Genomic DNA, 23019 nt, shown 5'->3' with positions numbered 1-23019 from the left:
GGGCCGTGAGCCTGCGGCAGATGGAGTACTTCCTGACGGTCGTCGAGGCGGCGTCGTTCACGCGCGCGGCCGAGCTCCTGCACGTCTCGCAGCCCGCGCTCTCCCACCAGATCAAGGCCCTGGAACGCTCGGTGGGCGGCGCGCTGCTGGAGCGCATGCCGCGTGGCGTGCGTCTGACGCCGATGGGACGCGCCTTCAGGCCGCACGCCGAACTCGCCGTGCGCAGTGCGGCCCAGGCCCGTCGCGCGGCCCGCGCCGCGGCCGGTGCCGAGGGCGGCGAACTGCACGTCGCCGCCGTCCATTCCGTCGCGGTCGGTGTCCTCCCGGACGTCTTCGCCCGCTGGCGCGCCGTCCACCCGCGTGTGCTGCTGCACCTCCACGAGTACGCGACCTCCGAGGCCCTGGAGGAGCAGGTCGAGCGGGGCGCCGCCGACCTCGCCGTGGGCCCGGCGCCCGCCGGCTGGCCGGGCACCGTGGCAGCGGTCGGAGAGGAGGAGATCGTTCTCGCGGTGCCCTTCGACGACCGTTTCGCCGGCCGGACGACGGTGACTCTGCCGGAGCTCGCCGACCGGCCCTGGGTGCGCTGCGCCATGGAACCCGTCGTCGACGGTGAACGCTTCCTCGACCGGGCGTGCGCCCGGGCCGGTTTCACCCCGCGCACCGCCGTCTTCACCGAGCACACCTCGACGGCGGTACGGATGGCCGCCGCCGGTGTCGGCGTCTGCGCCGCCCCCGCCCACCTCGTCCGTGACGCCGTCGGTGAGGACTGTGTCGTCCTCACCCCGGACCCGCCCTGGAAGCGCACGCTCACCGCCTTCTCGCGCCTCCCGCCGACGGGCGCGGCGGAGGCCTTCGTGGACCTGCTGCGGTCAGCGTGGCCGCACCCGCACACGGCCTCCGAGCCGCCCCTGCGGGCGTACCAGGACTGTCCGGAGGACGCCACGGCGGTGGCGTAGGGCGTGGGGCGGGGCACCGACGGTCGCGTGGGCGGGCCGGTGGGGACGGTCATGCGTGCACGTGTGTTCGGCCGTCATCGCGTGTGCGTGGTCCGCTGGCGTCCGGGTGGGCCTGCGCTGCTGACGGTCGCGTTCCGGGTGCGGCAGTGTCCGGTGGTCGATCCGCGGTCGCGTGGGCGGGCTGGTGGGGATGGTCATGGGTGCAGGCGTGTTCGGCCGTCATCGCGTGTGCGTGTCCCGCTGGCGTCCGGGTGGGCGTGCGCTGCTGACGGTCGCGTTCCGGGTGCGGCAGTGTCCGGTGGCCGATCCGCGGTCGCGCGGGCGGGCACGGTGGGAACGGTCATGCGAGCACGCGTGCTGCCGTCATCGCGTGTCCACGGCGCTCCCCGGCCCGCTGCCGTACGGACGGGCGGTGCCGTTGGGCGATCGCCCTCGCGTGCGGCGGCGCCCGGGTCGACCGGGGCTCACTCGCCCACCCGCTCCAGCAGAGCCACCGGCAACCGTACGAACAGCTCCGCCACGGGCACGTGGCCGGTGAACTCCTGTCCCGGCTCCACGGCGTCCACCCAGCGGCCCGGCGGCAGCGGCAGCCGGGTGTCGCGCCAGCCGCCCGTCTCCGCGAGCCGGAGTGACAGGCGCGTCACGGCGGTCAGGGCCTCACCGGAGCGGACGAATGCCAGGCAGTGGCCCGCAGCCGGTCCCTCGGCCGTCAGCGGCGCGTACGTCGCCGCGTCGCCGAAGACCTCCGGACGCCGGGCCCGCAGCCCCAGCGCCGCGCGTGTCACGACGAGTTTCTCCGCGGACGTCCCGCCGGGCTCGCCGGGTTCCCCGGGCTCGCCGGGTTCCCCGGGCTCGCCGGGCGGGAAGTCCACCGTCCGCCGGTTGTCCGGGTCGACCAGTGCCCGGTATTCGGCCTCCGTGCCCTGGTAGACGTCCGGGACGCCCGGCATCGTCAGCTGCACCAGGGCCGTGCCCAGCACGTTGGCCCGGATGTGCGGTGCCAGCCAGTCCCGGAACGCGGCGACCCGCTCGCCCGGCACCCCGCACGGCCCGGCCGTCACGAACCGGGCCACCGCCTCCTCGTACGGCGGCTCCTGCTCGGTCCAGCTGGTGTACAGACCGGCCTCGCGCACGTGCTTCAGCAGCGCCCCCCGCACCCGCTCCTCGTCCGCCGGGCCGAGCCCGAACACCGTCTGCCAGGCCGCCCACGCCAGTTGCGCGTCCGGCACGCCGCCCTCGACGCCGGGCGTCACCTCGGCCAGGAGGTCCGCCCAGCGGTCCGGGCACTCGGTGAGCACGTTCAGCGCCGCCCGGACGTCGGCACTGCGCTTGGTGTCGTGCGTCGAGGCGACCGTCCCGGTCACCGGCCAGTCGCGCTGCACACGCGCGCAGTACGTGTGGAACTCCTCCGGCGTCAGCGCCGGACCGCCCGGGTTCCCGCCCACCTCGGTCGCCGACAGCAGCGGCACGTAGCGGTAGAACGCCGTGTCCTCGACGGACTTCGCCCGCAGCGCCGACGAGGTCTGCGCGAAGCGCGTCCGGAACTCGGTGTGGGCGGGCCCGTCGCCGTACCGCCCCAGCACCAGGTCGCGTACGACGTCCACCGCACCGGCCTCCTCGGGCACGGCGAAGGCGAGCCGGGCCTCGGCGGCGGCCTCCTCGGTGACCACGGAAGCGGCGTCGACCGATTCGTACGGCCGGTAGACCTCCATCCGGACCAGCAGCTCCTGAAGCGCGGTGCGCAGTGCCCAGGGCGCGCGGTCGCGCAGGGCCGGCTCCGGCGAGGTGGCGCACAGCCGGGCCGCCACCCGGGTCAGCCGGTCCGTCTCGGTGGCCAGCTCGTGCGTGAGGACCTTGTACGCCGCCCGCCGCACGGTCGCCGCCCACTGGCCGCCCCGGTCCGTCTGCGGGGCCGCGAACCGCCGGTACCGCCCCAGCAGGTCCCCGAACCCGGCCGGGTCCGTGAAGAGCCCGTCCACGTGCCGCAGGGCGTCGTAGCCGGTGGTGCCCGCGACGGGCCAGGAGGCCGGCAGGCGCTCGCCGTCGGCCAGGATCTTCTCCACGACCGTCCAGCGGCCGCCCGTCGCCTCGTGCAGCCGCCGGAGGTAGCCGTCGGGGTCGGCGAGGCCGTCCGGGTGGTCGACGCGCAGCCCGTCGACGACGCCCTCGTGGAGCAGCTGGAAGATCTTGCCGTGGGTGGCCTCGAACACCTCGGGGTCCTCCACCCGCACCCCGATCAGCTCGGAGATGCTGAAGAACCGCCGGTAGTTGAGCTCGGTCCGGGCCAGCCGCCACCACACGGGGCGGTACCACTGAGCGTCCAGCAGGTGCGGCAGCGGCAGATCCTCGGTGCCCTCGCGCAGCGGGAACACGTGGTCGTGGTAGCGCAGGACGTCACCGTCGACGCGCAGCTCCCCGAGGACCTCGCCCAGCGGGCCGCCGAGGACCGGCAGCAGGACCTGGCCGTCCTGCGCCTCCCAGTCGATGTCAAACCAGCGCGCGTACGCCGACTTCGGGCCCTCCCGGAGCACCTCCCACAGGGCGCGGTTGTGGCGCGGCGCCATGGCCATGTGGTTGGGGACGATGTCGGCCACCAGGCCGAGCCCGTGCTCCCGCGCGGTGCGCGCCAGGGCCCGCAGCCCCTCCTCGCCGCCCAGCTCCTCGCGGACCCGCCCGTGGTCGACGACGTCGTAGCCGTGCCCGGAACCCGGCACGGCCTCCAGGACGGGGGACAGATGCAGGTGCGAGACGCCGAGCGAGGCCAGGTACGGCACCACGGCCGCCGCGGCCCCGAAGGGGAAGTCGGGCTGCAGCTGCAACCGGTACGTGGCCGTGGGCACCACCGGGTCAGGTCGCTCAGGTGTCATGGAAACCTACGTACCCGCCCCGTCGCCGTTCGTGCCATCCCCGGCGCCGGCTGCGCCGCGCGTCGCCCGGACGGGTGGCTTCCGGACGACGCGCACGCCGACGGTCCCCGGAAGGGTCCTAGACGGGTCGTTGCAACACCGTCAGGCTCCGGTCCGCGAGGGTCAGCCGGTCCCCGGCCTGCACCTTCGGGCCGGTGTCCGGGGGCACCCCTTCCGCGCGGGCCGTGTCGACCACGACCTGCCACTGCCGCCCGTGGTCGACCGGTACCAGGAACTCCAGCGGCTTCGGCGAGGCGTTGAACATCAGCAGGAACGAGTCGTCGGTGATGCGCTCCCCGCGTGCGCCCGGCTCCGAGATCGCGTTGCCGTTGAGGAACACCGTCAGCGCCGAGGCCTGCGCCGAGTCCCAGTCCCGCTGGGTCATCTCCCGGCCTTCCGGGGTGAACCAGGCGATGTCGGACAGGTCATCGTGCGTGCCCTCCACGGGCCGGCCGTGGAAGAAGCGCCTTCTGCGGAAGACCGGGTGGTCCCTGCGCAGCCACACCATGGCGCGCGTGAAGGCCAGCAGTTCCCGCTGGAGTCCCCCCTCCTCCTCCTCGTCGCCCTCCGGCCACTGGACCCAGGCCAGCTCGTTGTCCTGGCAGTAGGCGTTGTTGTTGCCGCGCTGGGTGCGGGCGAACTCGTCACCGTGACTGATCATGGGCACGCCCTGGGACAGCATCAGCGTCGCGATGAAGTTGCGCATCTGCCGGGCCCGCAGCCGCAGCACGTCCGGGTCGTCGGTCTCACCCTCGGCACCGCAGTTCCACGACCGGTTGTGGCTCTCGCCGTCCCGGTTGTCCTCGCCGTTGGCCTCGTTGTGCTTGTCGTTGTAGGCCACCAGGTCGTGCAGCGTGAAGCCGTCGTGGCAGGTCACGAAGTTGATCGAGGCCAGCGGGCGCCGCCCGTCGTCCTGGTAGAGGTCGGAGGAGCCGGTCAGCCGCGAGGCGAACTCGGCGAGCGTGCGCTGCTCGCCCCGCCACAGGTCCCGCACGGTGTCCCGGTACTTGCCGTTCCACTCGGTCCACAGCGGCGGGAAGTTGCCCACCTGGTAGCCGCCCTCGCCCACGTCCCACGGCTCGGCGATCAGCTTGACCTGCGAGACCACCGGATCCTGCTGCACCAGGTCGAAGAACGACGACAGCCGGTCCACCTCGTGGAACTGCCGGGCCAGCGTCGCCGCCAGGTCGAAACGGAACCCGTCGACGTGCATGTCCGTGACCCAGTACCGCAGCGAGTCCATGATCAGCTGGAGCACGTGCGGGGACCGCATGAGCAGGGAGTTTCCGGTCCCTGTCGTGTCCATGTAGTAGCGGGGGTCGTCCGTCAGCCGGTAGTAGCGCGAGTTGTCGAGGCCCTTGAAGGACAGGGTCGGACCGAGGTGGTTGCCCTCGGCGGTGTGGTTGTAGACGACGTCGAGGATCACCTCGATCCCCGCCTCGTGCAGCGCCTTCACCGCCGACTTGAACTCCAGCACCTGCTGACCCCGGTCGCCCCAGGACGCGTAGGCGTTGTGCGGGGCGAAGAAACCGATCGTGTTGTAGCCCCAGTAGTTGTTCAGCCCCATGTCGACCAGCCGGTGATCGTTCACGAACTGGTGTACGGGCATCAGCTCCAGCGCCGTGACCCCGAGCTCCGTGAGGTGCTCGATGATCGCCGGGTGCGCGAGCGCCGCGTAGGTGCCGCGCAGCTCCTCCGGCAGCCCCGGATGCCGCATGGTGAGGCCCTTGACGTGGGCCTCGTAGATCACCGTGTGGTGGTACTCGGTGCGGGGTCGCCGGTCGTCACCCCAGTCGAAGTAGGGGTTGACGACCACCGACGTCATGGTGTGCGGCGCCGAGTCCAGGTCGTTGCGCCGGTCGGGATCGTCGAAGTGGTAGCCGTAGACCTCCTCGCCCCAGCAGATCGACCCGCTGATCGCACGCGCGTACGGGTCGAGCAGCAGCTTCGCCGAGTTGCAGCGCAGTCCGTGCTCCGGCGCGTACGGACCGTGCACGCGGAACCCGTACCGCTGCCCCGGCATGATGCCCGGCACGTACGCGTGCCGCACGAACGCGTCGCTCTCCCGGAGCTCGATCGCGGTCTCCGAGCCGTCGTCGTGCAGCAGACACAGCTCTACTCGGTCCGCGGCCTCCGTGAAGACCGCGAAGTTGGTTCCGGCGCCGTCGTACGTGGCACCGAGTGGATACGCCTCTCCAGGCCAGACCTGCATGGATTCGACTCTTTCAGGTGTGTGGCGCCGGTGGGGACGCCTTGGCCCCGAGTCTCCCCGAAAGTAAGGGAACCTCCTATGTCTTGTCTCCCTCTTACCGAGTGACCAGTGCGTACGCGGTATGCACAAACCTTTGGGGCGAACAAATACTCCCGGGGCCCTGCGGGAGTGAGGGGAAGATGTGCGCAACATGGTGCACCACCACCTGGGCGAGGTGGTGTCGGGTGCGGCCGTCTCGATGGCGGGACGGCCGTGATGACGGGGATCACCCGGACCGGGGCGGGGGCGGACGGCACGGGGACCCGTACGGGGCGGCCCGGGGCAGCAGGCCGGACGGGCGCGGGCCGGCGCGCCGGGGGTGAGGGAGCGGGCACCGGCCCAGGGTCGCCGGCACCGAAGATCACGAACGGGACGCGGCGCGACCCCGGTCCCCGGTGATCGGCCTGAGCGCCCGCACGGTGGGCCTCACCCCGGCGGTGCCGTCCACCGCCCTGCCACAGGGTGCGCCGGCACCACCTCGGGGATGCGACGGCGCCGCGACGGCAACGCCGGCCTCGTCCTGGAGAACCTCTCCTGCCGGCCGAGCCGGACCCGGCCGGATCCACGTCCCGCACGACGGCCTGACCTGCTTCGGCTGCGCCTCGGGTCGGCTCCACGAAGAACACCGCCATTCCGACGTCATCGCGACGCACCGCTCACTCCGGCCGGGCTCGGTCGGCGGAACGGGCACCGGCGGCCGCGTCGTTGAGAGCGATGCTGCCCATCGGGCTGCACCGCCGACCGCTCCCGGAGTACCCTTCCTTGATCGTTGGCGAGGAAGGTGCTCGGGGGAGCGGAAGGCGGTGCGCGGGTGGGCTCGGGAGGGCTGGAGCTGCCCCCTGGTGACGAGGGTCACGAGGGGAACTCCACAGACGTCCCGGCCGGAGCCGTGTCCCTGGCACGGCCGATGGACGCGTCGGGCTCGATCGGTCCGGAGCTGGACTGGGGCCCCGACGCCTGGCGCGAGGTACGCACCCGGGCCCAGCGGGCGGGGCGGGCCTACATCTGGCTGAACCTCGTCGAGCAGCGGCTGCGCGCGGTCGTGGCCGCCGTCCTGCGACCCGTGTACGAGCCCGTCCACGGCGAGGACTGGGTGGTGGCCGCCGCCGGACCCGCCGGGCAGGAGTGGGTGCAGCGGGCCGTCGCCGTCCGCGAGGTCAGCCGCCGCAAGGGCTACCTCCTCGACCCGGCCGACGACAACGTCCTCTCCTTCCTCACGCTGCCCCAGCTGCGCGAGCTGATGGTGCAGCACTGGCCCTGCTTCGAGCCCTACTTCGACGACCGCCGCGACGTCGAACTGGCCCTGGACGAGCTGGAGGTCACCCGGAACGTCGTCTCCCGCAACCGGGCCCTGTCCGAGGCCGTCCTGAACCAGGCCGAGCGCGCCTCGGCCCGGCTGCTGGAGATGCTCGGCGCGGGCGGTGACGTGCCCTCCGCGCGCCGGATGCCCGTCGACGCCGTCGAGGACCTGGTCGGCGACCGGTACGCCGACGTGGTCGCCGTCCACCCGGACCGGGTGCGGCTGATGCGCCAGTTCCCGGCCGAGGACATCTTCGGCGGCGCCCGTCGCCTCGACGCCATCGGCATCGGACTCAACCTGCTCGTGCAGAACTTCTCCGGCCGGCGTCTGGTGCGGCTCGCCGAGTCCGGCTGCCGGGTGCGGCTGCTGTTCCTCAACCCGGCCTCCAGCGCGGTCAAGCGGCGCGAACGCGAACTGGGCATCAAGCGCGGCGAGCTCAGCCGGGCCGTCGAGATGAACATCCTGCACATGCGCCGCGTCCGCGCCCGGCTGCGCGACCCGGGCGCCTTCGAGATCCAGGTCTTCGACGAGACGCCCCGCTTCACGGCGTACCTGGTGGACGGCGACGGCGCCGACGGCATCGCGGTCGTGCAGAACTACCTGCGCCGGACCCGTGGCATGGAGGCTCCGGTGTTCGTGCTGCGGGGCGGCGGCAAGGTGGTCAGGTCGGGTGAGATCGACGAAGGCGGCCTCTTTCCCACCTATCGCGAGGAGTTCGAGGTGATGTGGGCGGATTCGCGGCCGGTGTCGTGAAGTGTGCCCCGGTACGGGGTGGTTGCCGGGGCCACCGAGGCCGCTGCCGGGCGTGAGCGGAACGCGATCCTCTGATTGTCAGTGGTGCGTGCGAAGGTGGGGACCACTGGGGGAACGCACCACAAGGAGGGGGACCGCCCATGGGCTGGCACCGGGAGCTGCTGATCGGCTTCGACCTGGAGACGACGGGCACGGATCCGCGCGAGGCGCGCATCGTCACGGGGGCCGTGATCGAGGTCAGGGGCGGGGAGCCGATGGGGCGCCGGGAGTGGCTGGCCGACCCCGGGGTGCCGATCCCCGAGGACGCGGTGGCGGTGCACGGCATCAGCAGCGAACGGGCGGCGGCCGAGGGCAGACCCGCCGACCAGGTGGCGGACGCCCTGGCCGGCGTCCTCGCCTCGTACTGGAAGACGGGCGTACCGGTCGTCGCGTACAACGCGGCCTTCGACCTGACGCTGCTCTCCGCCGAGTTGCGGCGGTACGGCCTGCCGTCCCTGAGCGACCGCCTGGGCGGCGTGGCCCCGGCCCCGGTCATCGACCCGTACACGATCGACCGCTGGGTCGACCGTTACCGCCGCGGAAAACGCAACCTCGAAGCGGTCTGCGCCGAGTACGGCGTGGTTCTCGACTCGGCCCACGACGCCATGGCCGACGCCCTCGCGGCGGCCCGCCTCGCCTGCGCGATAGCCGACCGCCACCCCAAGATCGCCTCCCTCGGCACAGCGGTCCTGCATCACCGCCAGATCGAGTGGTACGCGCAGTGGGCGGCGGACTTCCAGAGTTTCCTGCGCAAGAAGGGCGACGTGACGGCGGTGGTCGACGGGGCGTGGCCGCTGCGGGAGTTGACCGACGAGCCGGTCTGAGCCGGCCTGCCTCAGAACGGATACCACCGAACCGTCTCGTCCCCGTCCCGCAGCGACGCCACCCGCCGCCTGAACTCGGCCAGGGCCTTGGGATTGCTCGGCGCGTGCTGGGCCACCCAGGCGCAGCTGGCCGTCTCCCGGGCGCCGCGCAGCACCGAGCATCCCTGCCACGCCCGTACGTCCCATCCGTATGTCTCGGTGAAGGAGGCGTACGCGTCGTCCGGGAGTCCGTACCGGTCGTGGGAGAGCGCCATCACCACCAGATCGTGCTCCCGCAGATCCGCGGACACCGTCTCCAGGTCCACCAGCACCGGCCCGTCCGGCCCGACATGCACATTGCGCGGCAACGCGTCGCCGTGGATCGGCCCCGGCCGCAGATGCGGCGTCAACGCGGCGGCCTCCGCGGCGAACCCGTCCCGCCGCTCCCGCAGATACGCCGCGTCCGCAGGATCGATCGCGTCACCCGCGAGCCGCAGCCACCGTTCCACCCCGCCCAGCAGATCCCGCGCCGGCAGCTCGAAAGGAGGAAGAGGCGTCGCATGCACCACCCGTAGCAGTTCGGCCAGGTCCCGCGGCTCTGCGGGCCGCACGGCATCCGGCAGCCGCTGCCACACCGTCACCGGATGCCCGTCCACCAGCAGTGCCTTCGGCTCGGCCGCCCGCACCGCCGGCACCCCCGTCTTCGCGAGCCACCCGGCGATGTCCAGTTCGCGCCGCGCCCGGTCGAGGAGTTCGGCGTCGCGCCCCACTTTGACGACCAGGTCACCGGCGGCGAACACCGCGTTCTCGCCCAGGGAGAGCAGTCGTGCCTCGCGGACCCCGTACACCCCGGTGCGGGGCAGTACCCCCGCCGCGGTCAGTACGTCCCGTGCCCGCGCCTCGTCCATCGTCCGCCTCCGTTGTCCGCGTTCCCGCGTGGTCCGCCGTCCGGTTCCTGCCATCCGCCGGTCAGTGTCGCATCGGCACAGGTCGCACGCGGTGGGAAACGGTGGCGTGAGACGTATCGGCTCGTTTGCCGTCGGGCCCATGACGAAGGTCCATCGGGACATTCCGAGCTCCTCGTCTGTGTGGATCCTGGGCAGAAGGTTGTGCCCCGCGGTGACCGGTGAGTAATTTACGGGGCCGGGCACTGCCCGGCCGGCCGTCGTGCCCACCCCCACGGGGCACGACGGCCGACCTATCGTGGCCTGATGACGACGATGTATGCGGCACTGCTGCGCGGGATCAACGTGGGCGGCGGCAGAAAGGTCCCGATGGCCGAACTGCGCACCCTGCTGACGGGACTCGGTCACGGGGACGTGGGCACCTACCTCCAGAGCGGCCAGGCCGTGTTCTCCTCCGCCCACGGGGACGAAGGATCGCTGGCCGCGGAGATCGCGCGAGCCGTCGAAGAACACTTCGGCTTCGGCGTCGACGTGATCGTGCGCGACCACGCCTATCTGAAGGCGATCGCCGAAGCCTGCCCCTACCCGGCCGCCGATCTGGAGCCCAGGCAACTCCACGTCACCTACTACTCCGCGCCGGTGAGCCCCGAGCGCTTCACCGAGATCGACCGGGCCGCCTACCTCCCCGAGGAGTTCAGCCTCGGCGACCGCGCCCTGTACCTGTACGCCCCGAACGGACTGGGCCGCTCCAAGCTGGCCGAGCACCTGTCGAAGCCCCGCATCAACAAGGGGATCGTCGCCACCACCCGCAACTGGAACACGGTCGTCAAACTGGTGGAGCTGACAGGTGCCTGAGCACGGCCCGGCCGTCACGGCCGCCATCGCCGGCGAGCTGACGCTGCTCGACCCGGAAGTGCGCCGCTCGCCCGAGCGGGTCGCGGCGCTGCTGCACCCCGACTTCCACGAGTTCGGCGCCTCCGGGCGGCACTGGGGACGGGCCGCCATCATCGCCTCCCTGGCCGAGAACACCGACCTCGAGTCGCCTCCCGTCGTCGCCTCCCGGATGCGTGGCGTGGAGCTCGCCCCCGGCCTCGTCCACCTCACCTTCGACACCGAGTGCGACGGAAGACGTGCACACCGCAGTTCGCTGTGGCGGCGGACGGAGGCCGGGTGGCTGCTCTACTTCCACCAGGCGACGCCGTTCGGCGAGCGGCCTGCCTAGTGCCGCATGGGCGGGAGGCCGGGCCTACTGGAGCATGCCCCAGATGAGTTCGGTGTCGGCGTCGGTCACACCGGTCGTGGTGACGCCGGACGACGTGCCGGGGAAGCGCAGCGAGCCGTTGATGGCGCCGACGTAGAGGTCGGCCTTGCCGTCGCGGTTGGTGTCGCGGAGGCGGACCGGCTCGCCGAAGCAGTCGTTCCATGCGACGTCGCCGGGGACGCCGGCGGTGTTGCGGGCGAGCCACAGGGAGTTGGTGCCGGTGATCCCGCTCGCGCCGCCGCGCAGGACGTGGACGCCGCCCTCGGTCGTCTCCTGGCTGATCTTCTCTCCGAAGACGCCGATCGCGAGGTCCTTGTAGCCGTCGCCGTTGATGTCGGCGGCCGAGACGGAGGAGCCGAACAGGTCGCCGGACTCCGGGGTGCCGGCGACGTTGGTGGTGGCCTGCGTGATACGGACGGCGGTGGCGGGGCCGGTGGAGGAGCCGTACCAGAGGGACACCCGGCCCTGGTTGTTGTTGTACATCTGACTGCCCGCCGCGAGGTCCCCGTAGCCGTCCTTGTCGAAGTCGGCGATCACCGCCTCGCTGGGGTCGCCGTAGTTCGTGACGAGGCGCAGGGTCTTGCCCGCGCTGAGCGGGGAGCCGCCCTTGATGAACCACGCGTCCGTGCCGAAGTCGGGCTCCTCGGTGATTCCGATGATCACCAGATCGGTCCTGGAGTCCCCGTTCATGTTGCCCGAGACCAGGGACGTGGGCGCGAATCTCGTCGTCTTGTCGTGGCTGGTGACCGAGCCTGCCACACCGGTGCGCGTGATGCTGCGGTAGACGTAGGCCTTGCTCCCGCTGATCGCGGCCAGGTCCTTCTTGCCGTCCCCGTTGAAGTCCCCGGCGGCGAGGTCGCGGCCGAAGCGGGCGTTCGACACCTTGGCGCCGGCGTTGGGGATCGCGGTGCCACCCGAGAGGCCGCTCGCGCTTCCCCACAGGATGACGACGCCGCCCTCGTCCGTGCGTCCGTCGACGTCCTCGCGCGACACCGACACGGCGAGGTCCCCGTATCCGTCGGCGTTGAAGTCTGCGGGCACCCGGACGTCGCCGAACTGGTCCTCCGTCTCGTCGGCGCCGGGGACACCGGGGCTGTCCTGGGTGATCAACTGGGTCTGGGTGCCGGGTCCGGAGGCGGTACCGAAGGTGATCCGGACGCCGCCGCCCTTGCTGTACTGCTCGTAGGTGTAGCTGGCGTAGTCGCGGTAGCCGTCGCCGTTGAAGTCGTCCGCGTACCTGGCCGCCGCCGCACCGGCGGGAGGTGCCGTGAGGATGGGGGCGAGGGACGCCACGAGGAGTGCCGCGCAGGCTGCGGGGCGGATGCGCATGAAGTGTCTCCTGATGGTTCTGTGCGACCGCTCCTGTGCCGGTTGATCTCTCAGGGACCACGGAGACAGGAGCGGTTGATGATCAGGAGACAGCCGGACGGGGGAAAAGGTTGCAGGCGGATGGCATCAGAACACTCCCGAGTGCCGGCGGTGAGTGGAGCCACCGGGCGCGTCCGGACTGCCCCGTCCCAGGCCGGCAGAGGCCGGGGTGGCCGAAGCGCTCCACCCGCCGGCGGCAACCGGGCCGAGGGCCGCTGAACGCCCCCGCCGTCACCCCCGTACCAGAGGGCGGCACGAGAACGGAGTCTCGCGAGAGGAATCGCACCGTGACGGTCGACCTCGTCTACGCCTACGCGGTCCTGCGCCGCACCCCCGAGGCCGCCGCGGCGGTCGCGCCCCTGCGCGGGGTCGCCGGAGAGCGCGTCCACTTGGTGGAACCCGCCACGTCCGCACCTCCGCTCGCCTTCGCCGTCGGCCACGTCCCGGCCGCCGACTACGACGAGGCCCCCCTCCAGGCCCGCCTCGACGACCGCCTGGACTGGCTGGAGTCCACGGTCCGTTCCCACCACGCCGTGGTGACCGCACTGGCCGCCTCCGGCGCCGCCGTCCTCCCCCTGCGCCACGCCACCGTCTACCCTGACGAGGACACCGCCCGCCAGGCCCTCGACACCCGCCGCGCGTACTTCCTCTCCCTGCTGGACCGCCTCACCGGCCACGTGGAACTCGGCGTCAAGATCTACGCCGGCCCGGACGTCACCCCGCCCGAAGCCGGCGCCGAGAGCGCACCGGACCCGGTCACAGGCCTGCGGGCCGGCCGCGCCTACCTGGCGCTCCGCCGCCGCAGACAACGCAGGAACGAGCAGGCCTGGCGTACGGTCGCACAAGCCGCGGCCCGCCTCACCGCAACAGCGGCCGCCCTCTCCGCCGACCGCGTCACCCACACTCCCGAGCGCGGCGGCCCGGGCGGCTCGGCCCTCGGCACCAACGTGGGCAACGACGCCTACCTCGTCCCCAGGGACCGCGTCCAGGCCTTCCGCACGGGCATACTCGCGGCCGCCGAGGGCATCCCCGGTCTCCGGGTGGAGGTCAGCGGCCCCTGGGCTCCGTACTCCTTCGCTCTCCAGCCGGAACCCGCGCCGTGACCGTCACCGCCACCGGGCCGCCGAGGTGTCAGGCGCTCACCGCCGCCAACGCCGGTACTCCGGCCGCCCCGTACCGCTCCAGCACCACCCGCGCCACCTCCGGCGCCGGGCCCAGCACGTCGGCCAGGACGTCCGCCTCCGCAGCACCGCGGGCGATGCGGTCCGGGAGGAAACCAGGGGCCAGGACGTAGGGGGCGACGGCGACCCGGGAGCAGCCGAGCGCGCGGAGTTCGCGTACGGCGTCCTCTGTGCGGGGGAACCCCGCGGGAGAACCAGCGGAGGCGAACGCAGGCCGCACGGCGCACCAACCGGTGTGCCGCCACTCCCGCGCGATTTCTGCGATCACTGCGATCGCCTCCGGGTCGGTGGACCCCGCCGAGGCCAGCACGACCCCGGTCGAGGACTTGTCGGCGGGAGTCAGGCCCGCCTCGTACAGGCGCCGTTCCAGAGCCTCGAGCAGGAGGGGCGAGGGGCCCAGGACCTCCGCCTGGCGGATGCGGAGCTGCGGGGGTGCGTCCGCGAGGACCGCCGGGATGTCCGCCTTGGCGTGGAACGCGCGGGTGAGGAGCAGGGGGAGGGCCACGACGTCGCGGACACCCTGCGTCGCCAGGGACTCCAGGACGCCCCGCACGGAAGGCACGTTGAAGTCGAGGAAGCCCGTCTCCACCCGTACGCCGGGGCGCAGCGAGCGCACCCGGCGCACCAGGGCGTGCACCGTCGCGGCGTGTCGCGGGTCGCGGCTGCCGTGGGCGATGACGAGCAGAACGGGCTGGTTCGTCATGGGACTCAGCTCTTCACCAGCAGTCCGCGGTTGCGCAGCACCCACCGCTCCAGCGGGCTGAAGATCAGCAGGTCGATGGCGATGCCGACGATCAGGATGAGCAGGATGGCTTCGAAGACCATGGCCATGTCGCTGGCGTTGCGGCCGTTCTCCAGCAGCTGGCCGAGACCGACGCCGAGGTCGGGGAAGGACGCGATGATCTCCGCGGCCATCAGGGAGCGCCAGGAGAACGCCCAGCCCTGCTTCAGGCCGGCCACATAGCCGGGCAGGGCGGCGGGCAGGACGATGTGCCAGGTGCCCTTCAGCCCCGTGGCACCGAGCGTGCGGCCCGCGCGGAGGAACAGCGGGGGCACCTGGTCGACGCCGGACACCAGGCCGTTGGCGATGGACGGGACCGCGCCGAGCAGGATCACCGCGTACATCATCGAGTTGTTCAGGCCCAGCCAGATCACCGCCGGCGGGACCCAGGCGACCGAGGGCAGGGACTGCAGGCCGGAGAGGATCGGGCCGATGGCCGCGCGCACGAACTTCACCCGCGCCACCAGCAGGCCCAGCGGCGTGCCGATCAGCAGGGCGAAGCAGAAGCCGAGCAGGCCGCGCGAGACGCTGGTCCAGATGTAGCCGAGCAGCTCACCCTGGAGCCAGGCGGTGTGCACGACGTCCCAGACAGCTGACGGCGCGGGCAGCTTCGTCGGGTCGTCGACGACCTTGAAGGAGACGAGGGCCTGCCAGACCGCCAGCACCAGCGCGACGGCGAGGACCGGCGGCAGGATCTTCTGGGTGAAGGTCTGCCGGAACGGTGTGCGGCTCGTCTGCCGCGTCTCCAGCGCGTCGAGGCCCGCCTCAAGACCGGCGAGATCGTTGCCGTCCTTGTCTACGGTGTTCGTCGAGTCAGTGCTGGCCATGACGGCGGATCTCCCCACGCAGTTCTTCGGTGATCTCGACGGACAGCTCCGCCACGGCGGTGTCCTCGATCCGGCGCGGCTGCGGGATGTCCACCCGCCACTCGCGCGCGATACGCCCCGGGCGGGAGGACAGCAGAACCACGCGCTCCGCGAGCCGGACCGCCTCACGCACGTTGTGCGTGACGAACAGGACGGACAGCTGCGTCTCGCGCCAGATGCGGGTCAGCTCGTCGTGCAGCACGTCCCGCGTGATGGCGTCCAGCGCCGCGAACGGCTCGTCCATCAGCAGCAGCTTGCTCTCCTGGGCGAGCGCCCGGGCGAGCGCGACACGCTGCCGCATACCGCCGGACAGCTCGTGCACCCGCTTGCCGTACGCGCCCTTCAGACGCACCAGTTCGAGCAGCTCCTCGGTCTTGGCGCGCCGCTCGGGCTTCGGAACGCCCCGCAGTTTCAGGGCGAGTTCGATGTTCTTGCCCGCGGTCAGCCACGGGAACAGCGCGTGCTCCTGGAACATCAGCGCCGGACGGCCGCCCGTGCTGATCTCGCCGGCGGAGGGCCGGTCGAGGCCCGCCACCAGGTTCAGCAGCGTGGACTTGCCACAGCCCGAGGCCCCCAGCAGGGTGACGAACTCGCCGGGCGCGACATCGAGGGTGATGTCGTCCAGGACGAGCTGCTGCCCGGCGGGGCCCGGGAACGACTTCGAGACGTGTTCGATCCGGGCGGCGTGCGTGGCCGTCTCGGTGCCGTCGGCGGCCCTGGCGAGGGTCGTGGCCATGGTCGTCACCTCCTGGGAACTCTTCACAATGCGGCTTCGGGTTGCGGGCTTACTTCGCGCCGAGACCGGCGTCGTCGACCGCGGGCTCACCCTCGGCCTTGAGGACCTTGTTCAGCGGCGCGAGGTCGTAGATGCCCTTCAGGTCCGGCTTCTCGAGCAGCCCCGCCTTCACGGCGTGCTCGGCCTCGGTGTTGAGGGTGGAGGCCAGCGGGTCGTCGGTGAACCGGATCGACTTCCACGCCGGGTCCAGCACATCGGCGGGCAGCGCCTTGCCGGTCTCCCGCTCCAGCTGCTTGTTCGCCGCTTCCTTGGCCGCGTCCGGGTTGGCGTTGATCCACTTGTTGGTGTCGACCGAGCCCTTCAGTACGGCCTCGACGACCTTCGGGTGCTCCTCGAGGAAGTCCTGGCGCACGATGATGTTCGTGATCACGAACTTCTTGTCCGGCCACAGATCGGCCTCGTCCAGCAGCACCTTGCCGCCCTCGGCGACCAGCTTCGAAGCGGTCGGCTCCGGCACCCAGCCGCCGTCGACGGACCCGGACTTGTAGGCGTCCGGGGTGACCTTGTTGTCGCTGCGGACGACCGTGACGTCGCCCTTGCCGCTCTGCGGGTCGACCTTCCAGCCCTGCTCGGCCGCCCAGTTGAGGAACGCCACGTCCTGCGTGTTGCCGAGCTGCGGGGTGGCGATCCGCTTGCCCTTGACGTCCTTCAGCGACTTGATCTTGTCAGGGTTCACCACGAGCTTCACACCGCCGGACGCCGAACCGCCGATGATGCGCAGGTTCTTGCCGGCCGACTTGGTGTAGCCGTTGATGGCGGGGGAGGGGCCGATCCAGCCGATGTCGATGGACTTGGAGTTGAGCGCCTCGATCTCGGACGGACCGGCGTTGAAGATCGCGGGTTCGGCCTTGGTGGCGCCCAGGGCCTTCTGGAAGAAGCCCTTCTCCATACCCACCAGGGCGGTGCCGTGGGTGAGGTTGCCGAAGTAGCCGATCTTGACGGTGTCGAGGCCGTCGATCTTCTTGGCTCCGTCGGCGACCTTGGCGGTGCCGTCGTCCTTGGCCTGGGAGCCGTAGCCGCAGGCGGCCAGGGTGAGCAGGGGAAGCGCGGCGATGACCGCGAAACCGCGGCGAAGAGCGGATGGGGCAGGCACGGGAGGTTGTCCTCTCACCAGGCCCGGCGGTCACGGCCTTTCAGGTCGTGGCCGGGAGGTCGGCAGGTTTTCGTCTACGGCGGTGGGGGGTGAGGGCGCGCAGGCGGTGCGCGTACGTCAGCGCGCACATCGGGCCACTCCGCCCTGCCCGCTGCCGAGAGCACCGCTGCCGACGCGGCCGCCCTCCTTCGCGAACATCGAGTAGAAGTCGGGGGAGCTCATGTCAGAAGTCCCACCCCTCGTCCTCGGCCTCGTCCTTGACGGGCTCCGGGGAGGCGAAGGACTCGCCGACCATGCCCGCGGTGAGGGTCTGGCCGTCGTTCGGGTCGATCAGGATGAACGAGCCGGTGCGCCGCGAGTCGGAGTAGGAGTCGACCGGAAGCGGCTCCGCGGTCCGGATCTTCACCCGGCCGATGTCGTTGGCGACGAGCTGTCCCGGGTGCGGGTGCAGGGACAGGTCGTCGAGCGTGAGCCGGGACGGGATGTCCTTGACGATCGCCTTGACCGTGCGGGTGCCGTGCTTGAGCAGCACCCGGTGGTTGACGGTCAGCGGCGCGTCCGCGACATGGCAGACGGTCGCCTCGATGTCCTGGGTGGTCGCGGGCGCGTCCTTGCTCGGCACGATCAGGTCGCCGCGCGAGATGTCGATGTCGTCCTCCAGCAGGACGGTCACCGACTGCGTCGTCCAGGCGACGTCGACGGACTCGCCCAGCAGGTCGATGCCGGAGATCCTCGAGGTGCGGCCCGACGGCAGCACGGTGACGGCCTCGCCGACGCGGAACGAACCGGCGGCGATCTGACCGGCGTAACCCCGGTAGTCCGGGTGGTCCGCGCTCTGCGGGCGGATCACGTACTGCACGGGCAGCCGGGCGTGGCAGTGGCTCAGGTCGTGACTGACCGGCACGGTCTCCAGGTGCTCCAGCACCGTCGGGCCGCCGTACCAGTCCATGTTCGCGGACGGCTCCACGACGTTGTCGCCGACGAGCGCCGAGATCGGGATGGCGGTGACCTCGGGGACGCCCAGCTCGGTCGCGTACGCCGTGAACTCCTCGGCGATGGCGGCGAAGACCTGCTCCTCGTAGCCGACCAGGTCCATCTTGTTGACCGCGAGGACCACGTGCGGGACGCGCAGCAGGGCGGCGATGGCGGCGTGCCGGCGGGTCTGCTCGACGACGCCGTTGCGGGCGTCGACCAGGATGACCGTGAGCTCGGCCGTCGAGGCACCGGTGACCATGTTCCGCGTGTACTGCACGTGGCCGGGCGTGTCGGCGAGGATGAACCGCCGCAGGGGAGTGGCGAAGTAGCGGTACGCCACGTCGATGGTGATGCCCTGCTCCCGCTCGGCCCGCAGGCCGTCCGTCAGCAGTGCGAGGTCCGGCACCTCCTGGCCCCGGCTGGCGGAGGCGCGTTCCACGGCCTCCAGCTGGTCCACCAGGACCGACTTGGAGTCGTGCAGCAGCCGGCCCACCAGGGTGGACTTGCCGTCGTCGACGGAACCGGCGGTGGCGAACCGCAGCAGGGTGGTGGCCGAGAGCTCCTCGGTCGTGGTCGTGCTCATCTCTAGAAGTACCCCTCGCGCTTGCGGTCTTCCATCGCGGCCTCGGACATCTTGTCGTCGGCGCGAGTGGCGCCGCGCTCGGTGAGCCGGGAGGCGGCGATCTCGACGATCACCTTCTCGATCGTGTCGGCGTCGGAGTCCACCGCGCCGGTGCAGGACATGTCACCCACGGTCCGGTAGCGCACGAGCCGCTTCTCCACGGTCTCGCCCTCCTTCGGCCCGCCCCACTCACCGGCGGTCAGCCACATGCCGCCGCGGGAGAACACCTCGCGCTCGTGCGCGTAGTAGATCTCCGGCAGCTCGATGCCCTCGCGGGCGATGTACTGCCACACGTCCAGTTCGGTCCAGTTGGACAGCGGGAACACCCGGACGTGCTCGCCGGGGGCGTGCCGGCCGTTGTAGAGGTTCCACAGCTCCGGGCGCTGGCGGCGCGGGTCCCACTGGGAGAACTCGTCCCGCAGGGAGAACACCCGCTCCTTCGCCCGGGCCTTCTCCTCGTCGCGGCGCCCGCCGCCGAACACGGCGTCGAAACGCTCCTGCTGGATCTTCTCGGTCAGCGGCAGCGTCTGCAGCGGGTTGCGGGTGCCGTCCGGGCGCTCCTTGAGCACACCCCGGTCGATGTAGTCCTGCACGGAGGCGACGTGCAGCCGCAGCCCGTGCCTGGCGACCGTGCGGTCCCGGTAGTCGAGGACCTCGGGGAAGTTGTGCCCGGTGTCCACGTGCAGCAGCGAGAACGGAACCGCCGCCGGCCGGAAGGCCTTCAGCGCCAGGTGCAGCATGACGATGGAGTCCTTGCCGCCGGAGAAGAGGATCACCGGCCGCTCGAACTCGCCCGCCACCTCGCGGAAGATGTGGACCGCCTCGGACTCGAGGGCGTCGAGGTGGGAGAGCGCGTACGGGCTGCCGGTCTCCCCGGCAACATTGGCGACGGTCGTCGTCATGCCAGTCCCCTTTCGCTGAGCAGGGCGTACACCGACGCCGCGGACTCCTGCACGGTCTGGTTCTGCGACTCGATGCGCAGGTCGGGCGACTCGGGCGCCTCGTACGGGTCGTCGACGCCGGTGAGCCCGGTGAGCTCGCCCGCGGCCTGCTTGGCGTACAGGCCCTTCACGTCCCGCTCGCTGCACACCTCGACCGGGGTCGCCACGTGGATCTCCAGGTACGCGGTGCCGTTCGCCTGGTGCCGCTTGCGCACCGCCTCACGGCTGTCCTGGTAGGGCGCGATGACCGGGACGAGGGCGAGCACGCCGTTGCGGGCGAGCAGTTCGGCGACGAAGCCGATGCGCTGCACGTTGGTGTGCCGGTCCTCGCGGCTGAAGCCGAGGCCCGCCGAGATGAACTCGCGGATCTCGTCGCCGTCGAGCACCTCGACGCGGTGGCCCTCGGCGCGCAGCCGCCCGGCCAGCTCGTGGGCGATGGTGGTCTTGCCGGCACTCGGCAGACCCGTGAGCCAGACGGTGGCTCCGGTCGTCACGTCGGTCTCCTGAAGTGTCTGAGTCGTCGTCGTCATCCGTGCAGCCCGCACTCGGTCTTGCTGCGGCCCGCCCAGCGGCCGGCGCGCGCGTCCTCACCCTGGAGGACCCGGCGGGTGCAGGGCGCGCAGCCGACGGAGGCGTAGCCGTCCATCAGCAGCGGGTTCGTCAGCACGCCGTGTTCGGCGACGTAGGCGTCCACGTCGTCCTGCGTCCAGCGGGCGATGGGGGAGATCTTCACCTTCTGCCGCTTCTCGTCCCAGCCGACCACCGGGGTGTCCGCCCGGGTCGGGGACTCGTCGCGGCGCAGTCCGGTCGCCCAGGCCTGGTAGGCCTTCAGGCCCTCTTCCAGCGGCCGGACCTTGCGCAGCTTGCAGCACAGGTCGGGGTTGCGGTCGTGCAGCCTCGGGCCGTACTCGGCGTCCTGCTCGGCGACCGTCTGGCGCGGGGTGAGCGTGATGACGTTGACGTCCATCACGGCGTCGACCGCGTCGCGGGTGCCGATGGTCTCCTCGAAGTGGTAGCCGGTGTCCAGGAAGACGACGTCGACGCCGGGCATCGCGCGGGAGGCGAGGTGGGCGACGACCGCGTCCTCCATGGAGGAGGTCACGCAGAAGCGCTTGCCGAACGTCTCTGCGGCCCACTGGAGAATCTCCAGCGCGGAGGCGTCCTCCAGGTCGCGGCCCGCCTGCTCGGCGAGCGCCTTCAGGTCCTCGGTGGCGCGCTCGTCCTGAGTGGTCGTCATATCTGTGCCCCTGAGGAGTCGGATCGCTTCAGTCCCTGGGTCAGCAGCCCGAGGAACTTCAGAGAGAAGGCCCGGCTGCACGCCGCGCATTCCCACGCGCCGTGAGCCTCGGCGCTCGGACGCAGGTCCTCGTCACCGCAGTACGGGCAGTAGAAGGGGGCGGCGCGCTCGCTCACGACAGCGCCTCCTCGCCGGCCCGTGCCGCCCAGCTGGCGAACCGCTCGCCGTCCTCGCGCTCGGCCTGGAACCGCTTCAGGACCCGCTCGATGTAGTCGGGCAGCTCGTCGGAGGTGACCTTCAGGCCGCGCACCTTGCGGCCGAAACCCGCCTCCAGGCCGAGCGCGCCGCCCAGGTGCACCTGGTAGCCCTCGACCTGCTCGCCCTCGCTGTTGACGACGAGCTGGCCCTTGAGGCCGATGTCCGCGACCTGGATGCGGGCGCAGGCGTTCGGGCAGCCGTTGAGGTTGATGGTGAGCGGCTCGTCGAAGTCCGGCAGGCGCCGCTCCAGTTCGTCGATGAGCTGCGCGCCGCGCTGCTTGGTCTCGACGATGGCGAGCTTGCAGAACTCGATGCCGGTGCAGGCCATGGTGCCGCGCCGGAACGAGGACGGCCGGGCGGTCAGGTCCAGCGCCTGAAGGCCCTCGACCAGCGACTCGACCTTGTCCTCCTCGACATCGAGGACGATCATCTTCTGCTCGACGGTGGTGCGCACCCGGCCCGAGCCGTGAGCCTCGGCGAGGTCGGCGATCTTCGTGAGCGTGGCGCCGTCGACACGTCCCACGCGCGGGGCGAAGCCGACGTAGAAGCGGCCGTCCTTCTGGCGGTGCACACCGATGTGGTCGCGCCACTGCTGGGTCGGCTGCTCGGGTGCCGGACCGTCGGTCAGCTTGCGCTTCAGGTACTCGTCCTCCAGCACCTGGCGGAACTTCTCCGCGCCCCAGTCGGCGACGAGGAACTTCAGGCGGGCGCGGTTGCGCAGCCGGCGGTAGCCGTAGTCGCGGAAGATCGAGATGACGCCCTCGTAGACGTCCGGGACGTCGTCGATCGGCACCCAGGCGCCGAGGCGCACGCCCAGCTTGGGGTTGGTGGACAGGCCGCCGCCGACCCACACGTCGAAGCCGGGGCCGTGCTCGGGGTGCTCGACGCCGACGAACGCGACGTCGTTGATCTCGTGCACCACGTCCAGCAGGGGCGAGCCCGAGATGGCCGTCTTGAACTTCCGGGGGAGGTTCGAGTACGCCGGGTTGTTCAGAACGCGGCGCTTCATCTCCTCCAGCGCCGGCGTGGCGTCGATGATCTCGTCCTCGGCGATGCCCGCCACCGGGGAGCCGATCATCACGCGCGGGGTGTCGCCACAGGCGGTGACCGTCGACAGGCCCACGCCCTCTAGCCGGTTCCAGATCTCGGGTACGTCCTCGATCCGGATCCAGTGGTACTGGACGTTCTGCCGGTCGGTGATGTCGGCGGTGCCGCGCGCGAACTCCTGGGAGACCTCACCGATGACCCGGAGCTGCCGGGTGGTCAGCGCGCCGCCGTCGATGCGGACACGGAGCATGAAGTACTCGTCGTCCAGCTCCTCCGGCTCCAGGATCGCCGTCTTGCCGCCGTCGATCCCGGGGCGGCGCTGGGTGTACAGGCCCCACCAGCGCATCCGGCCGCGCAGGTCGTTCGGGTCGATCGAGTCGAAGCCGCGCTTGGAGTAGATCGTCTCAATGCGTGTCCGCACATTGAGACCGTCGTCGTCCTTCTTGAACTGCTCGTTGCCGTTGAGCGGGGTGAAGTGCCCCGCGGCCCACTGACCCTCGCCGCGGTGACGGCTCACCTTGCGGCGGGGAGTCGCGGCGGCAGGGTTCTGCGGGGTGGCGGCCATGGTTGATACGTCCTTCGGACAGGCGGGAATGCGGCTCTGCGGCTCTGACCTGCGCGTGCGCGCACGGGCATACGTGCGCGTCATTGCGCGGGAGGTGAGGCGAGGAGGGGGGATG

Annotated in this window: 20 protein-coding genes; 6 read left to right on the top strand and 14 right to left on the bottom strand. The window is 71.5% G+C overall.

Annotated elements, in window-relative coordinates:
• The first annotated feature begins 5 nt into the window (after positions 1-5).
• On the top strand, positions 6-956 hold the full coding sequence (locus tag IE212_RS11385; protein ID WP_190197637.1) for a LysR family transcriptional regulator: 951 nt from the start codon (positions 6-8) through the stop codon (positions 954-956).
• Between the two features lie 464 nt (positions 957-1420).
• Here the strand turns inward: IE212_RS11385 and treY are convergent, their stop codons facing one another.
• Both treY and glgX read right to left on the bottom strand, forming a co-directional pair.
• On the bottom strand, positions 1421-3823 hold the full coding sequence (gene treY / locus IE212_RS11380) for a malto-oligosyltrehalose synthase (protein WP_190197636.1): 2403 nt from the start codon (positions 3821-3823) through the stop codon (positions 1421-1423).
• A 118-nt stretch (positions 3824-3941) separates the two neighbouring features.
• On the bottom strand, positions 3942-6074 hold the full coding sequence (gene glgX, locus IE212_RS11375; protein WP_190197635.1) for a glycogen debranching protein GlgX: 2133 nt from the start codon (positions 6072-6074) through the stop codon (positions 3942-3944).
• Between the two features lie 820 nt (positions 6075-6894).
• On the opposite strand from glgX, the gene IE212_RS11370 reads away from it, so the two are divergent.
• The gene (locus tag IE212_RS11370; protein WP_190197706.1) at positions 6895-8166 is read left to right on the top strand and encodes a DUF5919 domain-containing protein; all 1272 of its coding nucleotides are present in this window, start codon (positions 6895-6897) and stop codon (positions 8164-8166) included.
• 140 nt (positions 8167-8306) lie between these two features.
• Complete coding sequence (locus IE212_RS11365; RefSeq protein WP_190197634.1) at positions 8307-9029, top strand: 3'-5' exonuclease; 723 nt, start codon at positions 8307-8309, stop codon at positions 9027-9029.
• Between the two features lie 11 nt (positions 9030-9040).
• On the opposite strand, the gene IE212_RS11360 is transcribed toward IE212_RS11365, so the two are convergent.
• A complete protein-coding gene (locus IE212_RS11360) occupies positions 9041-9916 on the bottom strand; it encodes a phosphotransferase enzyme family protein (protein ID WP_190197633.1) in 876 nt (291 codons plus the stop codon).
• A gap of 303 nt (positions 9917-10219) precedes the next feature.
• On the opposite strand from IE212_RS11360, the gene IE212_RS11355 reads away from it, so the two are divergent.
• Together IE212_RS11355 and IE212_RS11350 are read left to right on the top strand one after the other, a co-directional pair.
• A complete protein-coding gene (locus IE212_RS11355; protein WP_190197632.1) occupies positions 10220-10768 on the top strand; it encodes a DUF1697 domain-containing protein in 549 nt (182 codons plus the stop codon).
• A complete protein-coding gene (locus IE212_RS11350) occupies positions 10761-11135 on the top strand; it encodes a nuclear transport factor 2 family protein (protein WP_190197631.1) in 375 nt (124 codons plus the stop codon). Before IE212_RS11355 ends, IE212_RS11350 begins: the two co-directional genes overlap by 8 nt.
• A gap of 24 nt (positions 11136-11159) precedes the next feature.
• Here IE212_RS11350 and IE212_RS11345 read toward each other — a convergent pair whose 3' ends face one another.
• Positions 11160-12503 carry a VCBS repeat-containing protein gene (locus tag IE212_RS11345; protein WP_190197630.1) on the bottom strand — a complete coding sequence of 448 codons (1344 nt, stop codon included), beginning with the start codon at positions 12501-12503 and terminating at the stop codon, positions 11160-11162.
• Positions 12504-12829: 326 nt separating this feature from the next.
• Here IE212_RS11345 and IE212_RS11340 point away from each other — a divergent pair, with 326 nt between their 5' ends.
• On the top strand, positions 12830-13645 hold the full coding sequence (locus IE212_RS11340; RefSeq protein WP_190197629.1) for a GvpL/GvpF family gas vesicle protein: 816 nt from the start codon (positions 12830-12832) through the stop codon (positions 13643-13645).
• A 28-nt stretch (positions 13646-13673) separates the two neighbouring features.
• Here IE212_RS11340 and IE212_RS11335 read toward each other — a convergent pair whose 3' ends face one another.
• From IE212_RS11335 to IE212_RS11285, 10 genes are all read right to left on the bottom strand, one after another.
• A complete protein-coding gene (locus IE212_RS11335) occupies positions 13674-14426 on the bottom strand; it encodes a sirohydrochlorin chelatase (RefSeq protein ID WP_190197628.1) in 753 nt (250 codons plus the stop codon).
• 5 nt (positions 14427-14431) lie between these two features.
• A complete protein-coding gene (locus IE212_RS11330) occupies positions 14432-15331 on the bottom strand; it encodes an ABC transporter permease (RefSeq protein WP_190197627.1) in 900 nt (299 codons plus the stop codon).
• Positions 15318-16106: an ABC transporter ATP-binding protein gene (locus IE212_RS11325; protein WP_190197626.1), complete on the bottom strand. Its 789-nt coding sequence runs from the start codon at positions 16104-16106 to the stop codon at positions 15318-15320. Before IE212_RS11325 ends, IE212_RS11330 begins: the two co-directional genes overlap by 14 nt.
• 49 nt (positions 16107-16155) lie before the next feature.
• Positions 16156-17259: an aliphatic sulfonate ABC transporter substrate-binding protein gene (locus tag IE212_RS11320; RefSeq protein ID WP_190197625.1), complete on the bottom strand. Its 1104-nt coding sequence runs from the start codon at positions 17257-17259 to the stop codon at positions 16156-16158.
• 223 nt (positions 17260-17482) lie between these two features.
• A complete protein-coding gene (locus IE212_RS11310; protein ID WP_190197623.1) occupies positions 17483-18817 on the bottom strand; it encodes a sulfate adenylyltransferase subunit 1 in 1335 nt (444 codons plus the stop codon).
• A gap of 2 nt (positions 18818-18819) precedes the next feature.
• Positions 18820-19758: a sulfate adenylyltransferase subunit CysD gene (gene cysD, locus IE212_RS11305; protein ID WP_190197622.1), complete on the bottom strand. Its 939-nt coding sequence runs from the start codon at positions 19756-19758 to the stop codon at positions 18820-18822.
• The gene (gene cysC, locus IE212_RS11300) at positions 19755-20291 is read right to left on the bottom strand and encodes an adenylyl-sulfate kinase (RefSeq protein ID WP_229864225.1); all 537 of its coding nucleotides are present in this window, start codon (positions 20289-20291) and stop codon (positions 19755-19757) included. The genes cysD and cysC overlap by 4 nt, the downstream gene beginning before the upstream one ends.
• 32 nt (positions 20292-20323) lie before the next feature.
• Complete coding sequence (locus IE212_RS11295; protein WP_190197620.1) at positions 20324-21034, bottom strand: phosphoadenylyl-sulfate reductase; 711 nt, start codon at positions 21032-21034, stop codon at positions 20324-20326.
• The gene (locus tag IE212_RS11290) at positions 21031-21210 is read right to left on the bottom strand and encodes a hypothetical protein (RefSeq protein WP_190197619.1); all 180 of its coding nucleotides are present in this window, start codon (positions 21208-21210) and stop codon (positions 21031-21033) included. The genes IE212_RS11295 and IE212_RS11290 overlap by 4 nt, the downstream gene beginning before the upstream one ends.
• Positions 21207-22904 carry a nitrite/sulfite reductase gene (locus IE212_RS11285; protein WP_190197618.1) on the bottom strand — a complete coding sequence of 566 codons (1698 nt, stop codon included), beginning with the start codon at positions 22902-22904 and terminating at the stop codon, positions 21207-21209. The genes IE212_RS11290 and IE212_RS11285 overlap by 4 nt, the downstream gene beginning before the upstream one ends.
• Positions 22905-23019 lie beyond the last annotated feature (115 nt).

The sequence above is a fragment of the Streptomyces djakartensis genome (genome assembly GCF_014651075.1).
Classification (GTDB): Bacteria; Actinomycetota; Actinomycetes; order Streptomycetales; family Streptomycetaceae; genus Streptomyces; species Streptomyces djakartensis.
Note: the sequence above shows the minus strand (reverse complement) of the source record. Positions and strands in the feature narration are given on the sequence as shown.

What these genes read in the sequence shown, in the direction of transcription:
- treY (WP_190197636.1), bottom strand. Translation starts at nt 3,823, where the DNA reads ATGACACCTGAGCGACCTGACCCGGTGGTGCCCACGGCCACGTACCGG.
- IE212_RS11330 (WP_190197627.1), bottom strand. Translation starts at nt 15,331, where the DNA reads ATGGCCAGCACTGACTCGACGAACACCGTAGACAAGGACGGCAACGAT.
- glgX (WP_190197635.1), bottom strand. Translation starts at nt 6,074, where the DNA reads ATGCAGGTCTGGCCTGGAGAGGCGTATCCACTCGGTGCCACGTACGAC.
- IE212_RS11310 (WP_190197623.1), bottom strand. Translation starts at nt 18,817, where the DNA reads ATGAGCACGACCACGACCGAGGAGCTCTCGGCCACCACCCTGCTGCGG.
- IE212_RS11345 (WP_190197630.1), bottom strand. Translation starts at nt 12,503, where the DNA reads ATGCGCATCCGCCCCGCAGCCTGCGCGGCACTCCTCGTGGCGTCCCTC.
- IE212_RS11360 (WP_190197633.1), bottom strand. Translation starts at nt 9,916, where the DNA reads ATGGACGAGGCGCGGGCACGGGACGTACTGACCGCGGCGGGGGTACTG.
- IE212_RS11285 (WP_190197618.1), bottom strand. Translation starts at nt 22,904, where the DNA reads ATGGCCGCCACCCCGCAGAACCCTGCCGCCGCGACTCCCCGCCGCAAG.
- IE212_RS11335 (WP_190197628.1), bottom strand. Translation starts at nt 14,426, where the DNA reads ATGACGAACCAGCCCGTTCTGCTCGTCATCGCCCACGGCAGCCGCGAC.
- IE212_RS11325 (WP_190197626.1), bottom strand. Translation starts at nt 16,106, where the DNA reads ATGGCCACGACCCTCGCCAGGGCCGCCGACGGCACCGAGACGGCCACG.
- IE212_RS11355 (WP_190197632.1), top strand. Translation starts at nt 10,220, where the DNA reads ATGACGACGATGTATGCGGCACTGCTGCGCGGGATCAACGTGGGCGGC.
- IE212_RS11295 (WP_190197620.1), bottom strand. Translation starts at nt 21,034, where the DNA reads ATGACGACCACTCAGGACGAGCGCGCCACCGAGGACCTGAAGGCGCTC.
- cysD (WP_190197622.1), bottom strand. Translation starts at nt 19,758, where the DNA reads ATGACGACGACCGTCGCCAATGTTGCCGGGGAGACCGGCAGCCCGTAC.
- IE212_RS11365 (WP_190197634.1), top strand. Translation starts at nt 8,307, where the DNA reads ATGGGCTGGCACCGGGAGCTGCTGATCGGCTTCGACCTGGAGACGACG.